At 54.4% G+C, this 15,658-nt stretch carries 16 protein-coding genes; 9 read left to right on the forward strand and 7 right to left on the reverse strand.

From position 1 onward, the window contains the following. Positions 1-26: 26 nt before the first annotated feature. The 7 genes from ACZ1G5_RS08665 to ptsN all read left to right on the forward strand — a co-directional run bounded on the left by ACZ1G5_RS08665 (position 27) and on the right by ptsN (position 4,780). Positions 27-638 (forward strand): ribonuclease D, encoded by a 612-nt coding sequence (locus tag ACZ1G5_RS08665; protein ID WP_472734302.1) that lies wholly within the window; start codon positions 27-29, stop codon positions 636-638. Continuing rightward, a complete protein-coding gene (locus tag ACZ1G5_RS08670) occupies positions 638-1,606 on the forward strand; it encodes a KpsF/GutQ family sugar-phosphate isomerase (RefSeq protein WP_472732456.1) in 969 nt (322 codons plus the stop codon). The genes ACZ1G5_RS08665 and ACZ1G5_RS08670 overlap by 1 nt, the downstream gene beginning before the upstream one ends. Before the next feature lie 2 nt (positions 1,607-1,608). Beyond that, a complete protein-coding gene (locus ACZ1G5_RS08675) occupies positions 1,609-2,211 on the forward strand; it encodes a hypothetical protein (RefSeq protein ID WP_472732457.1) in 603 nt (200 codons plus the stop codon). Positions 2,212-2,228: 17 nt separating this feature from the next. Continuing rightward, a complete protein-coding gene (locus ACZ1G5_RS08680; RefSeq protein ID WP_472734303.1) occupies positions 2,229-2,714 on the forward strand; it encodes an LptA/OstA family protein in 486 nt (161 codons plus the stop codon). Further along, complete coding sequence (lptB, locus tag ACZ1G5_RS08685) at positions 2,714-3,475, forward strand: LPS export ABC transporter ATP-binding protein (protein ID WP_472732458.1); 762 nt, start codon at positions 2,714-2,716, stop codon at positions 3,473-3,475. Before ACZ1G5_RS08680 ends, lptB begins: the two co-directional genes overlap by 1 nt. A gap of 236 nt (positions 3,476-3,711) precedes the next feature. Next, entirely contained in the window at positions 3,712-4,287 is a 576-nt protein-coding gene (gene hpf / locus ACZ1G5_RS08690) for a ribosome hibernation-promoting factor, HPF/YfiA family (protein ID WP_472732459.1), read from the forward strand. A 28-nt stretch (positions 4,288-4,315) separates the two neighbouring features. Continuing rightward, positions 4,316-4,780 (forward strand): PTS IIA-like nitrogen regulatory protein PtsN, encoded by a 465-nt coding sequence (gene ptsN, locus ACZ1G5_RS08695; RefSeq protein WP_472732460.1) that lies wholly within the window; start codon positions 4,316-4,318, stop codon positions 4,778-4,780. Here ptsN and ACZ1G5_RS08700 read toward each other — a convergent pair. The 7 genes from ACZ1G5_RS08700 to cysQ all read right to left on the reverse strand — a co-directional run bounded on the left by ACZ1G5_RS08700 (position 4,777) and on the right by cysQ (position 12,597). Continuing rightward, positions 4,777-6,210: a sulfotransferase family 2 domain-containing protein gene (locus ACZ1G5_RS08700; RefSeq protein ID WP_472732461.1), complete on the reverse strand. Its 1,434-nt coding sequence runs from the start codon at positions 6,208-6,210 to the stop codon at positions 4,777-4,779. The two genes, ptsN and ACZ1G5_RS08700, sit on opposite strands and share 4 nt — an antisense overlap. Then, the gene (locus ACZ1G5_RS08705) at positions 6,207-7,910 is read right to left on the reverse strand and encodes a DUF5927 domain-containing protein (protein ID WP_472732462.1); all 1,704 of its coding nucleotides are present in this window, start codon (positions 7,908-7,910) and stop codon (positions 6,207-6,209) included. The genes ACZ1G5_RS08700 and ACZ1G5_RS08705 overlap by 4 nt, the downstream gene beginning before the upstream one ends. Beyond that, positions 7,907-8,866: a glycosyltransferase family 2 protein gene (locus ACZ1G5_RS08710; protein WP_472732463.1), complete on the reverse strand. Its 960-nt coding sequence runs from the start codon at positions 8,864-8,866 to the stop codon at positions 7,907-7,909. Before ACZ1G5_RS08710 ends, ACZ1G5_RS08705 begins: the two co-directional genes overlap by 4 nt. Positions 8,867-8,956: 90 nt before the next feature. After that, complete coding sequence (locus ACZ1G5_RS08715) at positions 8,957-9,982, reverse strand: glycosyltransferase family 2 protein (protein ID WP_472732464.1); 1,026 nt, start codon at positions 9,980-9,982, stop codon at positions 8,957-8,959. An 11-nt stretch (positions 9,983-9,993) separates the two neighbouring features. Then, positions 9,994-10,887 (reverse strand): UTP--glucose-1-phosphate uridylyltransferase GalU, encoded by an 894-nt coding sequence (gene galU / locus ACZ1G5_RS08720; protein ID WP_472732465.1) that lies wholly within the window; start codon positions 10,885-10,887, stop codon positions 9,994-9,996. Between the two features lie 112 nt (positions 10,888-10,999). Further along, positions 11,000-11,800: a 3-deoxy-manno-octulosonate cytidylyltransferase gene (locus tag ACZ1G5_RS08725; RefSeq protein ID WP_472732466.1), complete on the reverse strand. Its 801-nt coding sequence runs from the start codon at positions 11,798-11,800 to the stop codon at positions 11,000-11,002. Beyond that, positions 11,800-12,597: a 3'(2'),5'-bisphosphate nucleotidase CysQ gene (gene cysQ / locus ACZ1G5_RS08730; protein ID WP_472732467.1), complete on the reverse strand. Its 798-nt coding sequence runs from the start codon at positions 12,595-12,597 to the stop codon at positions 11,800-11,802. Before cysQ ends, ACZ1G5_RS08725 begins: the two co-directional genes overlap by 1 nt. A 110-nt stretch (positions 12,598-12,707) precedes the next feature. On the opposite strand from cysQ, the gene ACZ1G5_RS08735 reads away from it, so the two are divergent. Both ACZ1G5_RS08735 and dnaK read left to right on the forward strand, forming a co-directional pair. Then, on the forward strand, positions 12,708-13,529 hold the full coding sequence (locus ACZ1G5_RS08735) for an ABC transporter permease (RefSeq protein ID WP_472732468.1): 822 nt from the start codon (positions 12,708-12,710) through the stop codon (positions 13,527-13,529). 204 nt (positions 13,530-13,733) lie between these two features. Next, positions 13,734-15,638: a molecular chaperone DnaK gene (gene dnaK, locus ACZ1G5_RS08740; protein ID WP_472732469.1), complete on the forward strand. Its 1,905-nt coding sequence runs from the start codon at positions 13,734-13,736 to the stop codon at positions 15,636-15,638. The last annotated feature ends 20 nt before the right edge of the window (positions 15,639-15,658 follow it).

The raw sequence follows: 15,658 nt of genomic DNA on the forward strand, positions 1-15,658 counted from the left end.
ACAACGGCACAGCAAAAGGGCGTCCTATGGCCAATCACCTCTACCAGAATGATCTGCCGGATGAGCTTGATCTAGGCCCGATTGTTGCGATCGACTGTGAAACCATGGGCTTGAACCCACACCGGGATCGTCTTTGTCTGATCCAAATGTCCGGCGGCGACGGGGACTGTCATCTGGTTCAGGTGGCCCCCGGCCAAACCGCTGCGCCAAACCTTTGCGCCATGCTGGAAAATCCCGACGTCCTGAAACTGTTTCACTTTGGACGTTTTGATATCGCGGCCCTGCTTAACGCATTCGGAGCGCTGACGGCACCGGTCTATTGCACCAAGATCGCCTCAAAGCTGGTGCGAACCTATACCGACCGACATGGGCTGAAAACCTTGCTGCAGGATATGGTGGGCATCGATATCTCGAAGCACCAGCAACAAAGCGACTGGGGTGCCACCGACCTGACAGACGCACAGTTGGACTATGCGGCGTCCGATGTCTTGTATCTGCATCAGCTCAAGGACAAGTTCGACACGCTTCTGGCACGCGAGGATCGCGCCCAAATCGCACAATCCTGTTTCGCCTTTCTGCCAACCCGGGCCAAGCTTGACTTGGCAGGTTGGCCTGACATTGACATTTTTTCACACTGATGGCTGATCACGCAAAATTCCTGTCGGCCGCCCAACGGGTCATCACTCAGGAAGCCGAAGCCCTCAACGTACTCTCGGCCGAACTGGGTGACAGCTTTGCAGAAGCAGTCGAACTCCTTTTGAATGCAAGCGGGCGTGTTATCGTGTCCGGTATGGGAAAATCCGGCCATATCGCCCGCAAAATTGCGGCCACTTTTGCCAGCACAGGGACCCCGGCCCATTTTGTGCACCCTGCCGAAGCAAGCCACGGCGATCTGGGCATGATGACGCGCGGCGATGTTGTGTTGGTTCTGTCAAATTCCGGCGAAACACCTGAATTGGCCGATCTGGTCGCTTATACCCGCCGCTTTGGCATTCCTATGATCGGCGTGGCCAGCAAACCACAAAGCACGCTTTTGCAGCGTGCCGATGTGGCCATCGTATTGCCCAATCTTGGCGAAGCCTGCGGCACCGGTGTCGTCCCCACAACATCCACAACGATGACCTTGGCGTTAGGCGATGCGCTGGCCGTAGCGCTGATGGAACATCGCGATTTCACGCCAGAAAATTTTCGCGAATTTCACCCCGGTGGTCAGCTGGGCGCACAACTGTCCAAGGTGTCGGATCTGATGCATGTCGCAGATGCAGTGCCCCTGGTGCCCGCCCATACACCGATGGGCGACACGCTTTTGGCAATCAGTCAAAAGGGCTTTGGCGTTGTCGGAGTTATCGACGATGGCGGTCGGCTGATTGGTATTGTCACGGACGGTGACTTGCGGCGGCATATGACCGGTTTGCTTGACCGGATCGCAAGCGAAGTCATGACAGCCCAACCGACCACCGTCGCGCCGGATGCTTTGGCCGAAGAAGCCGTCGCCCTGATGAACGACAAGAAGATTACCTGCCTTTTTGCGGTGGATCCTATGGGGCAGGGACAAGTCGCGGGTATACTGCATATCCATGATTGCCTGCGCGCAGGGATTGTCTAGGCGTGGCTATCGCGGGCAATCTTCATTCCCAAATCGTAGGGTGGGCCAAGATCATTCTGCCGCTCTGCGCATTAGCGCTTTTGTCGACGCTTTTCCTTTTTGCGCGCACGACGACCGAACCCTCTGACATCGCGCTGGCAGAGGTTGAGGCCATTGCGCGCGAACAAAGGGTCTCTGCCCCCGAATTTTCAGGCGTCACCGATGACGGTGCGATCATCGTCATCTCGGCCAACGCTGCGCGGCCCGATGTTGAACGGCCGGACACGGTGACTATCGATGACATACAGATGCGCATGGATAGCCCTAATGGTAACACCGTGGAAGTTGCGGCAACCCTTGGGGAATTGGATGGCCGCGCCCGTTTGGCGCGCTTTTTGGGGCTGGCCAGATTGCAAACATCTGACGGATACCAGATGGAAACCAACGGTCTGATTGCAGAGTTGGATACCGGGCTTGTCACGTCGGACGGGTTGCTGGAAATCCGGGCGCCGTTTGGTCAACTCACCGCAGGTAAGGTTGAATTTCAAGTTGCGTCAGAAGGCCGCCCGCAGGAGATGCTGTTCACCAATGGGGTTCGCCTGCTATACACCCCGCAAACCCCGTGACGAAGGATTTCACGCCGATGCTAAGACAGATCGCGATTTGCGCATCTCTGATGATAACCTCTGCGGGGATCGCATTGGCACAAACGAACGTCGATCTGGGCGGCATCGCGGTCGACACATCAGCCGCCGTTGAAGTGACAGCAGACAGCCTGTCGATTGATCAGGATACGGGAACCGCTATTTTCGATGGCAATGTCATCGTTGGGCAGGGCGATCTGCGCCTGACCGCTGGTCGCGTCGAAGTTGTCTACGGCACAGATACATCAGAAATCGCGCGCCTTGTCGCATCAGGTGGTGTCACCTTTGTAACAGCCGATGAAGCCGCCGAGGCTGAGCAAGCTGACTATGATATCACAACCGGTCTGTTGGTTTTAGCCGGTGATGTCTTGTTGACTCAGGGCCCCAGTGCGATCTCGGCGGGACAGATGACAATCAACGTGACCGACGGCACCGCCACGATGGACGGCCGGGTGCGTACCGTGCTGCAACAAGGTGACAACTGATGCAGGACAGCCCGCAACTTTCTGTTCAAGATGGCGATGTCGGCCTGCAGATTGTCAATTTGCGCAAAAGCTATCGCAAACGCCCTGTCATTCGCGACGTCAGCATTGACCTTGGCCGTGGTGAAGTTGTTGCTTTGCTTGGGCCGAACGGGTCGGGCAAAACCACCTGCTTTTATTCCATTGCTGGCCTTGTGACACCCGAAGGCGGACGCGTGGTCATTGATGGGCGCGAAGTAACGACGTTGCCCATGTATCGCCGTGCGCAAATGGGCATCGGTTATCTGCCGCAGGAAATGTCGATTTTTCGCGGCATGTCGGTCGAAGACAACATCATGTCGATCCTCGAAATCAGGGTGCCAAACCGGCATCGCCGCCGCGAGCGCCTTGAAGAGCTGCTGTCGGAGTTCTCGATCGAGCATTTGCGGCGCGCATCGGCCATGGCACTGTCGGGGGGCGAACGGCGCCGGGTTGAAATTGCGCGCTGTCTTGCCGCTGGACCAAAATATGTGCTGCTTGACGAACCGTTTGCGGGTGTTGACCCGATCGCTGTTGGCGAAATCAGACATCTGGTCGCTGACCTCAAGAACCGCGGTATTGGCGTCTTGATCACCGATCATAACGTGCAGGAAACGCTCCAGATTGTGGATCGCGCATATATTCTGCATGACGGAAAAGTACTGATGAGCGGGACAACCGAAGAGGTCATCCAAGACGAGAATGTGCGCCGCGTTTACCTCGGTAACAATTTCCGTGTGAACTGATTCTTTTTGGCACAATGGCCATGCGTCATTGACAACACACCGGGTTTTATCGCCAAATGTTGGGGATGATAGTCCCGATTTCTTTCCCCGCATCGTCGCTGGCACACTGCCGGACAATGTGGATAAGCTTAATAAAATCGGGATGTTATCGTGATCCACTCATATGACATTGCCCAATTTGTTCCATTTTTTGGGCTAGTTTTGTTGGCAATATCATTACCACTTAAGGAGAAACGATGCGTTACCAGATCAGCGGAAAGCAAATCGACATTGGTGCAGCCCTGCAAACCCACGTGAAGACCGAGTTGGACGATATCCTGAGCAAATATGCCGGACGACCGACCGAAGCTTACGTCGTGTTTTCAAAGTCTGGCCATGAATATGTCTGCGAATCTGTTGTGCATCTATCCACCGGTTTGAACGCGCAGGCGACGGGCAAAGCGACTGAAATTTATGCAGCTTTCGATGCCAGTTCCGAAAAAATGGACAAGCAGTTGCGCCGTTACAAGCGCCGCCTCAAAGACCACCACAAAGAGCGTTCACAGCCAGTTGAACTTTCAGACGCGGGGTCATATATCCTCGAATCAAGGGAAGAGTCGGACGAAGCTGAACACGACTCGGTCAGTGGAATGATCGTCGCTGAGATGGAGACGAAAATCCCGTCGTTGTCTGTTGGCGAAGCGGTCATGCAGATGGAAATTGCGAGTGCTCCGGTTTTGGTTTTCCGGAACGAAAAACATAGCGGAGTAAACGTCGTGTATCGGCGTGACGACGGAAACATCGGCTGGATCGACCCACGTACGTCGGGCTAACCAGACTATCAATTGAAAGACACGATCAATGCAACTTGGCACCATTCTGAAAACGAATGCCGTGAAGACGATTTCTTCTTGCACAAGCAAGAAGCGTCTTTTCCATGATCTGGGTGAATTGGCCAACACAAGCTATGGGTTGGATCCGACGACAGTCATCGAAGCATTGATCGAACGCGAAGGCCTTGGACCGACGGGTGTTGGACAAGGCATCGCCCTTCCACATGCGCGACTGGAAGAAGCCAAAGAAGTGTTTGGCCTCTTCCTGCGTCTTGAAAAGCCATTGAACTTTGATGCCGTTGATCGTCAGCCTGTTGATCTGGTTTTTGCATTGATCGCGCCAGAAAACGCCGGCGTGGACCATCTGAAAGCGCTGGCATTGGTGTCGCGGACGCTGCGTGACCAATCTATTTGCGCGAAACTGCGTGCCAACAGCGACGCAAGCACCCTGCATACAATTTTGACAGAGGTTGAAGCGTCGCAAGCCGCCTAAGCCCAATTCGCAAAACCAAATGCCGCATAGTCACGCGCGTAAGCGTCGCGCGCGGCCTCTTCGACATCTGCATCATAGATCGACATCAAACGCGCCTGCCAACGGTGCGACGGATCTTGCAGCGCGGGTGACTTTTCTATGTCCAAAGTCTTGGCAAGATGCCGAAGCTCAGCGGCCAGGCTGTCCTCACGCATCACAATATCCGGCACAGCAAACTGCGCCATGCCTTGCAAAAGTGTCAGCTGGCTGGCCCATGATGGATCAACCCGAATGCTGGTTTGACCTGCAAGATTGGTTTTCAGAAACTTCAAAAACCCCACAAAGGCCCGTTTGTGCGCCTTGTCCGAATATGTGCTCTGATCGCTGAGGTCGGGGGCCGTTTCCGGGATTTTCAGCTTATGCACTCTGATCAGGTTGGCGCGAATTTCCGGCAGGCTACGCGGACCATCCAGCAGAATGCGGTCGCAAAAGGCGGCATGAGCGCGCGCCATCGGATGCCGCAAAACTGCAAAGCTGCGATGCATACCTTTTGTCTCTTGCCACTGACGCAGTGACTTCTGAGAAAATTTTTCAATCAAAGCATCAACTGCGACGCCGTCCAAATCAGCCAACCACTTTTTGACCGCTTTGTCCGGGCCAGACCGCAACGGCATATACAACACACCGGACCGCGCGGCAGCCACGTAGGTTGGAATGGCCGGACCGCGATTTGGTTCAAAGTTGGGGGTGCGTCCCAGATCGAACCGATCCAGACGAGACAGCGCCGTTTTCATGTCGTCAAAGTTGCTGACCTTCTGGTCCAACGGCTCCGGGTTTTGTTTCTTCAGCTTCTTGTTCACATTCGACAGGCGCGCATCGGTGCCCAGAAACCGTGCCAACCCGTTCAAAACATCAACATCACGCAAGTCATCATAGTTGATGTGAAACGCGGTTTGCCCGCTGATCTGTAAAGCATGCTGAATACGGACCTGAAAGGCTTGGATGGCCTCCAGATGAGCCTCAAAATCCGCTGGATGAAACTCCACCGACATTGATTTGGAATGGGTTGCGTTTGTCAGTTTCCATTGGCCCGTCGCCTGCGCGATTTTCCAACTGACAAAGCTGTCCAAAGGGTTGCGTGTCAGGATGATCTTGGCACAGCGCGGATCATCAATGCAGACGTGCAGCACGCGCGGATCATGGTCATGAAAGAACCGAAAACCGGCAATACTATCGCTTAACTTGATTTTCTCGAGTAACGCGATTGGGTCCTTCTCGCGTGCATCGCGATCCACACCCAGCAAGGCATCAATCTTGGGGTAGGCCACGAAAGATGGATTGAAGGCCTCGCCGTGGCAGCTGACGCCGTCCAGCATGTTGATGTTTGCCTCAAGCAGGTTGGACCCGGTCCGCATCTCTGCCAGCAAAACAAAGTAGTCAAATCTGCTCATTCGCCACTGATCACATAAGGTTTGCGACGCGGTTCCGCCGTCGACTGCCGCGTATTCGAGGCAGTGATATCCCCGGTCAGAAACGGATGCATCCCTTGGTTTTTAAGATCCTGCAAAAAGTCAGGCAAACCGGTCAAATCCGGCATCTTGGGTACCTCTTTCAGTGCATTGCCCCGGTGCCCGGCAATATCGTCAATGATAGTTTGCAGCACTTCCATCGGTGCCTCGATAAAATCCGCCAGCGTCATAATCTTGATCCGCGCATGTGCGTCGGGCGAGCGCAGTACTTTCAGGAATTTATCCTCGATCCTCTGCAAACGCGCGGCTTCGGCCCGAACCTCACTTGCGGACCGCCCCGATGCAAACAGCGGAATGGACCATGCGCCAGAAACAACCCAGATGCTGGCGTTGGTATCCTTGGCAAGTGTCCATCGAATCTTTTGCGTGTCGGCTGGCCCGAACTGAAAACAGTGATGTTCATCGCGGGCATTCCAGATCAGGTTTGTGAGGAACATCTTGCCGTTATAGTCGCGCAGGCGCGCACTATCGGACAATCCACCGCGATATACTTCGCTTTCGTCAGCGAAATGCGCACGATCTTTTGCAAACAGATGCCCGTGGACCTGCGCGCCCGTCTGTTTGGTTAGCCAACTTTGGAAATCTGGAAACACATCACTCAGGCCCTGCAAAACCGCATAGGGTGCCGCAGCGATAGCATTTTGCCGATCCACACTCGGGAAACGGCTTTGCATAAAGAGCCCTTGCCGCCCGCGCGTTCGCCTATCAACGGCTTGGGAAAACACCCGATCGACAGCGCCGGAATTAGGTTCTGCTGCCGCACGCATGGTGTTCGGCGGCAAAGGAAAGGTTTGATAAAGCAGCTCTGCGTCATGCCAGATCTTTCGCGCGACAAAGCTGTTTGAGCGTTGCAAAAGCTCCAGATGATCATCAAAAAAGATATGCGGCTTACCTTGGAAGTCGAACTTTGCCAGTGTCAGCGACCGGCTTTCAACTTTGCGGGCATGCAAGCGCGTTAAGGTCTGGTAATAGCTTTCGTCAGGGATCCAGACTTGCCGGAAATAGGCATCATAGACCTCGCGCTTTGGGTCTTGCAGGATCGCGTCGAGTGTTTGCCGGGTAAGGCACCACCATTGCGACCCCATGTGCGGGGTTATCTCGTCCGGGATTGCGCGCCGATAGCCGACAAGTTGCTGTAGGCTGACAAAGGTATCGAAAAGGCGGCGATGCTTCTTCCAAGCAAAGGGAAACCGCAATGTAAAACGCTCGCGATCCAAGCCGCCAACTGTCCAGGGCACGTCCGCTGTCGTCGCGCTCTCGATAAAATCTGTGTCTGGATGGTCATCCAGATAGCTGCGAAGTTCTGCGATAGGTCGTAGGGGCAGACAAGAACCCGAGGCCAGATACGCATGCTGCACATCCGGAAAATCTTCGAGCAAAAGCGTCGCCGCTTCTTGCGATGCAGCCACCATGCCCCATGTGCCCCACTCACACCGATGCCGGGCGCAGAACCGCACATCGGCAAGGTCAGAAAGCGCGTTCACAAAACCATCATACTCGCCCGCCGGCACGTTGCTATCGACATGCACCACAACAGGGCATCCAGCGTCGGCCCAATGGCGCACCATCTGTTCCGCCCGGTCGAAACCAGTGTGCACCAGCATGATGACTCCCAAGCTCATGCCCAGTTTCCTTTGGACATCAGGCCCAAAATTTCAAGCTGTCGCCAGTTGATGTATTGCTCGCTCCATTGGCACCACAAGTCGGGGTCGGTGCCATGGCGTTCTGCATAGGTCTTATACTCGCGCCCTGCCTGATAATGCTCGCCGCGCCTTGCTTCTTCGGTGGCGCGGTCGTTGAAGGTGTTCAGAAACTTGGCATGCAGCAAGATGCCAGAGGTCTTTTCGCCACCTTGCTGATCATAAACAAGGTTCAACCCGCGCGGCAGCATCATATGGGTGGAACTGACATAGGCGTAGGGTTTGCGCCATTTCACGAACGGGATTTTGTTCAGCGCCGGCGCTTGTTTGGGCTTGCTGGCAAAGAAGTTGCGGGCGCGGGGTCCGCCTTGAATCCAGAGGTTCTTGAGCAACTTATTCTTGGTCATAATATAGTTGCCGGGGTCAAACCAATTCGCTGTCTCAAACGGATCATCACCGCGGGCGTACTGGGTTTGGCCAACGGGTCCCTTGGGATACATATCCAGCAGCATCGCCCCGAAGGACCGCGCGCCGGACGCATCCAGCCAATCGGCCAAGGCCCGAATGGGCCGAGTGTCGCAGAACGGGTAAACAAAGAACTCGTCCACATCGACGGTCAGGGCCCAATGCCCATCTGCATATTTGCCCTGTAGATATGTCAGCCAATCGACACCATAGCGCGCCTCGCCATAAGGCGCATCCGTTTTCCAGAGAGAGACATCGGGCTGTTCCAGCGCGTAAGCATGACCCGCATCTTCGCTGCCATTATCAATCATCAGGAAGTGGTTGATGCCCAATTTACGATAGTAGTCGAGAAAGAACGGCAACCGCACGTCTTCGTTGCGAAACGTGCAAAAAAGCAGGATGTCATCAGGCGCGATGCGGTCGGTCCGGTCAGCGGCAGAAGTCAGCTCGCGGCCCTTGCGCAAGGCACGCATCCGCCACCTCTTGCGCTGCCACCGCAGCCGATATGATGTCCAAATGCCCAAGCCGATCTTTACCTATGCCTACCGTTGCAGCACTGCATATCAGACCCAACGCCCTTTTGACATCAGCCCAATGTCGACAAGTTGGTCTGCACCTTCGTATTTGGTCGCCCCTTCATACCAAAGATCTGCGTTTTTGGTTAACCGTTCATGATAGTCGGCGTAGAGTGCGGTATTCTGAAAGTGCTGCCCGCGTTGCAGTTCTTCCTTTGATTTGGCGGCGATGATTGGCAGAAATTTGGTATGTAACAACACACCACTTGTTTTGCTTCCGCTCTCGAAGTCAAAAACGTCATGCAATCGCGTCGGTAATATCTGATGGGTTGAAGTGACATAAGTATAGCGGCGCGACCAACGCACCAAGGGCGTCTTGTTCAATGTTGGCGCGCGCGCGGGTTCATCGGCGAAGAATACACGTTCACGCACGCCGCCCTGTATCCATAGATTTCCATAGTAGCGATGCACTTGATGACGGTAATTGCCAGCATCAAGCCAGTTCAAGGTCTGCGTCGGATCATCGCCCGGTTCATAGGTAACATCGGCCAGCGGCCCTTTGGGATAAAGGTCCAGCATCATGGCGCCGAATGACGCGCACTCTTGATCATCCAGCCAGCGGGTAAGTGCCTTAAGATCGCGGGTGTCATGTGACGGGTAGATCAGCAACTCATCCGCATCGACGGTCAAACACCAACGCCCGTGCCCATGCTGCCATTGCAGCCAACCCACCCAATCCATGCCAAAGCGGGCCAGGCGATAGCTGTCCGCCGTGTGCCAAACTGAAACGTCGGGCTGTGCGGCAAGGTATTCGGCGGTGCCATCATCACTGTCGTTGTCGACAAAAAGGAAGTGGTCAACACCCAGCCTGCGATAATGTTCCAGAAAGTAGGGCAGCCGTACCATTTCATTGCGGACCGTTGCAAAGGCAAGGATCGCATCGGGCGCTATCAGGTTCGTACGATCAACGGCTGCGGTGATCTGCCGACGCTTGCGCCATATCCGAAATAGAAACCGCCTGCGTTTCCAACGCAGACGGTATGCATGCCAAAGGCTTTTGGGCCCCACGGGCATGTGTCTTCACCTTACTGTGCGGCCTTGTTGACCGTATGCATCTGGGCCAGAAAATCCGCAAACTCATCGCGCAATTCATCGCGGGCAAGGGCAAAAGCAACCGTCGCCTGCAAGAACCCTGCTTTGGAACCGCAGTCATAACGCTGCCCGTCAAAGCGATAACCAAAAACATCGCGACCCGAGTTGATCTCTGCCGCAATGGCGTCGGTCAACTGAATTTCGCCGCCAGCCCCGCGCCCAACAGTTTCCAGATTAGCAAGAACCTGTGGTGTCAGAATATACCGGCCAATAACAGCCAGATTTGATGGCGCCGTGCCAGCAGCCGGTTTTTCAACCATGCCCTTCGCTTTGACGATAGGACCGTTTTGTTCCGCCACATCCAAAACACCATAAGACGAGGTCTGCGCGGGCGACACTTCCATCGTCGCAACCATCGCACCGCCGGTGTCCTGATAGGCCTCGATCATTTGCTGCAAGCACGGCTTTTCCGCTGCAATGACGTCATCCGTCAGGATAACCGCAAAAGCTTCATCACCGATCAATTTGCTGGCGCAAGATACGGCATGACCAAGGCCCAGCGCCTTATGCTGACGCAGGTAGGCGATCGTGCCGCTGTCCATATTCGTGTTACGCAGAATTTCTAGCAATTCTGTCTTGCCGGCCTGTTCCAGAGACGCTTCAAGATCAGGAGCAAGATCAAAATAATCTTCGAGCGCAGATTTGCCGCGCGACGTGACAAAAATAAAATCTTCAATACCGGCTGCGCGTGCCTCGTCGATCGCATATTGGATCAATGGACGGTCAACCAATGTCATAATCTCTTTAGGGACAGACTTTGTCGCGGGAAGGAATCGCGTTCCCAAACCTGCCACTGGAAAAATCGCCTTTGAGACTTTTCTATTCATAACAACACCTTTGTTCTAACTACTAGCACAAGCTAGACCGCTAAGAAGTCCACAATAAGACAAAACAACTACAATTGCTGATGGTGGTATACCTTACCTGCCTCAATTGCGTCTATTTTTGCCCCATTTCCAGCAACATCGCCTCGATCCGAGGCACGTCTTCCGGATTGTTCAACTCCCAGAACTGACGGCCCTTGGCGGCAACCTCTACACACAGCATCGGCACACCCCGTTCCAAGAATCGTAACTGTTCCAGCCCTTCAAGTAGTTCCAACGGGCCTGCTGGCCAATTTGTATAGGCGGCAAGCGCCTTTGGTCTGTATGCGTAGACACCGACATGATGGAAAACCGGTGTTTCATCGTCGTCGCCAAAAGATTGCCCCGTGAAGGGAATCACCTCTTTTGAGAAATATAGCGCATTATTGTCAGCTCCAAAAACGGCGGTTGTTCCACCGACGCGACCTTCCCGACGATCCTGCAACAATCCATTCAGGGCGCGCCCCTCGGTACGCAACACCGGCGTTGCGACATCTGCGCCCGGATTGTCACGCAACCCTTGCACCAAATCCTCGATAAACCACGCAGGCGTCAGTGGCGCATCGCCCTGCAAGTTCACAACAATATCATACGCTTCGCCAAGATTGGCGAGCGTTTCAGCGCAGCGTTCCGTTCCGTTTTGGCAGGTGGTCGCCGTCATCACAACCTCTGCACCAAACGCCTTGGAAGCTTCTGCGATGCGGTCATCATCTGTCGCCACGACGACTTTATCGATACCCGCCACCTCGCTGGCCGCATCCCAGGAACGGCGGATCAGGCTTTTGGCTTCACCGCTTGCGCCACGCAATTCGACCAATGGTTTTCCGGGGTAACGGGACGACGCGTAACGCGCCGGTATCACGATGAGAACTGACATCAGGGTTTCTCCAACGCAACACCGGGTGCGTAAGCGATGAAAAACGGGTTTTCAAATTCCGGTTTGCCGTACCCAAGCGGTGTATGATCGTCAAAGCGTACGACGTCACCGCCCGCGCCCTTCAAAACGGCGTGCCCTGCAGCGGTATCCCATTCCATCGTGCGCCCCAAGCGTGGATAAAAATCAGCCTCACCCGTCGCGACAAGGCAGAACTTTAATGAGGATCCCGCGCTTTTCATGTCTGCCGTTTTGTATTTCGCAATGTAGTCATCTGTCGCCTGATCATGATGCGACTTGGAGGCAACCACCAACAAGGCCGCGTTGTCGGGCGAAGAGACCGCTATGGGTGCTGTCTGCCCGACCTGCTCTTTGGCGAATGGCCCGCTTTCTTCAACCGCCTGTCCTTCGGCATCTGTATAGAAAAGGCGGTCTTTTGCAGGGGCATAGACAACACCGCGCACCGGTATGCCGTCCTCGACATAGGCAATGTTCACGGTAAAATCGCCGCGCCTTTTGATGAATTCCTTCGTGCCATCCAATGGGTCGACGATCAAAAAGGTACTCACAGATTGTCCGTGCGAGGCGGCTTGTTCTTCCGTCACCAACGCCACATCAGGAAAGGCCGCGCGCAGGCCGGCGCTGATGATCGCGTCAGCGGCTTCGTCCGCGATCGTCACGGGGCTTTCATCGCTTTTGGAGCGCACTTCGAAATCGTCCGCTGCATAGATTTCCATGATCTTGTCACCGGCCTGCAAAGCTAGTTCGCGCATCACTTGGGTCAGCTTGTCGAAGTTCATATTACACCACCAATTATCAAAATCCCCTGATCGGGCCGTTATGGTGTTTCGTCAAGCGATCAGCAAGGTTATCGTGCGAAACAAGACACTGACCCTTACACGGACCAGCAATGTTCGAATCGCCCATCCACAAGTCATCGGCCCGCGGCATGATCGGCATGGCCGAGGTGATTTATCACACCATCGTGCGACGTGCCCGCAGCGGGCATCGCAGCGCGGTGATCGCGGTCGCACTGAATATTGTGCAAGGCGCGGTAATGATTGTGGCCTTCGTGATTTTCTATCAAATTCTGGGCCTGCGCAGCTCGCCAATACGTGGCGATATGATGCTGTTCATCACGACAGGTATCTTTGTTTATCTGACGCATATTAAGACCGTGAACGCAGTCATGGGCGCCGCCGGGCCCACCTCGCCCATGATGTTGCATCGCCCGATGAACACAATCGTCGCTATCGTCGGGGCCGCGCTCTCTGCGCTTTATCTTCAAATCATTGCGCTGATCATAATCCTGTCGCTTTACCATCTGCTACTGAACCCGATCACGATCCACGATCCGATACCGGCGATGGGCATATTCTTGCTGTCGTGGCTGTCCGGGGTTGGTGTCGGGATGGTTTTCCTCGCGGTCAAACACTGGTTTCCACGCTTCGTAAACATTTCTAAGACAATCTATATCCGCATCAACATGATCGCATCGGGCAAGTTGTTTGTTGTAAACACACTGCCCGCCACGATGATTGCGATGTTTGATTGGAACCCAATGTTCCACACAATTGACCAGCTACGCGGCGCTGTTTTTCTGCACTACAACCCGCAATTCACGAATGTTGAGTATCCTTTGTACCTGTCACTTGTCCTGATCATGATCGGTCTGATGGGCGAGTTTTTTGCGCGCGAACATGTTTCTCTGAGCTGGTTTGCGGGCCGGTAGCGCACGCAGCGTCACCAGACAAAAGAAATTCCGTTATTTTACACGGTTTACAGGTGTTCTGACGCTTGCAGCCCGAATAACGCGTCCCTATATACGCCAAGATCGCAATTCAGGGCCAAGCGCTGAACTGCAAGTTGTAACTGGCACGAGTGCCGAAAATGGGCTCGCGCTGCTCAAACCGCCTAACGTAGAGGGATTTGAAAAATGGCCAAAGTTATTGGTATCGACCTGGGAACCACGAACTCCTGTATCGCCATCATGGATGGCGCAAAGCCACGTGTTGTCGAAAACTCTGAAGGTGCGCGCACAACGCCATCTATTGTTGCGTTCACAGATGATGAACGCCTTGTTGGTCAGCCGGCAAAACGCCAAGCTGTTACCAACCCTGAAAACACAATCTTTGCGGTCAAGCGTCTGATCGGTCGTCGGTTCGACGACAAGGACCTGGCCAAAGAGAAAAAGAACATGCCGTTCGAAATCGTCAATGGCGGCAACGGCGACGCATGGGTCGAAGCCAAGGGTGAGAAATATTCTCCCAGCCAGATCTCTGCTTTCATCCTTGGTAAGATGAAAGAAACCGCCGAAAGCTATCTTGGCGAAGACGTGACACAAGCGGTCATTACCGTGCCTGCGTATTTCAACGACGCCCAGCGTCAGGCCACAAAAGACGCCGGTAAGATTGCGGGCCTCGAAGTGCTGCGGATCATTAACGAGCCGACAGCGGCTGCCCTAGCCTATGGTCTAGATAAGAAAGACAGCAAGACCATCGCAGTCTATGACCTTGGCGGCGGTACATTCGACGTCACGATCCTTGAGATCGACGATGGCCTGTTCGAAGTGAAATCCACCAACGGGGATACATTCCTTGGTGGTGAAGATTTTGACATGCGCATCGTCAACTATCTGGCCGACGAGTTCAAAAAAGAGAACTCGGTCGATCTGACCAAAGATAAGATGGCGTTGCAGCGTCTGAAAGAAGCCGCCGAAAAAGCGAAGATCGAATTGTCTTCGTCTTCCAGCACTGAAATCAACCAGCCGTTTATTTCGATGGGGGCCGACGGTCAGCCATTGCACATGGTTATGAAGTTGACCCGCGCCAAGCTGGAAAGTCTGGTTAGCGATCTGATCAAGTCTTCCATGAAGCCTTGCAAAGAGGCGATCAAGGATGCTGGTCTGTCCACATCCGATATCGACGAGGTTGTCCTAGTCGGCGGCATGACCCGCATGCCAAAGGTGAAGGAAGAAGTTGCCAAGTTCTTTGGCAAGGAAGCCCACCAAGGTGTGAACCCGGACGAAGTGGTTGCGATGGGTGCCGCCATTCAGGCCGGTGTTCTGCAAGGCGACGTCAAAGACGTGGTTCTGCTCGACGTGACACCATTGTCCTTGGGTATCGAAACCCTTGGCGGTGTGTTCACACGCCTGATCGACCGCAATACAACGATCCCAACAAAGAAATCTCAGGTCTTTTCGACCGCTGAAGACAACCAGAACGCCGTGACGCTGCGCGTCTTCCAAGGTGAGCGTGAGATGGCCGCTGACAACAAGATGTTGGGCCAGTTCAACCTTGAAGACATCCCGCCAGCACCGCGCGGTATGCCGCAGATCGAGGTGACCTTCGACATCGATGCCAATGGTATCGTGGAAGTAGGGGCCAAGGACAAAGGCACCAACAAAGAGCAGAAGATCACGATCCAAGCCTCTGGTGGTCTGTCGGATGATGACATCGAAGCAATGGTCAAAGACGCCGAAGCCAACGCCGAGGCCGATAAGGAACGCCGTGAGCTGGTGGATGCTAAAAACCAGGCAGAGAGCCTGATCCACTCGACTGAAAAGTCGATGGAAGAGCATGCCGACAAGGTAGACCCAACTACGATCGAAGCGATCGAGTTGGCGATTGCCGCGCTCAAGGACGATCTGGAAACTGAAAACGCAGATAAGATCAAATCTGGTGTCCAGAACGTAACGGAAGCCGCCATGAAGCTGGGCGAGGCGATCTACAAGTCGCAGCAAGAGGCCGAAGGCGAAGCAGAGCCTGATGCGCCGGGCGCAGATGAAGAGATCCTTGATGCGGATTTCGAAGATCTGGATGACGACAAGCGTGACAACTAAGGCCGCGTGCCTTTGAGAAT

The sequence above is a fragment of the Yoonia sp. JB2-21 genome (assembly GCF_055693545.1).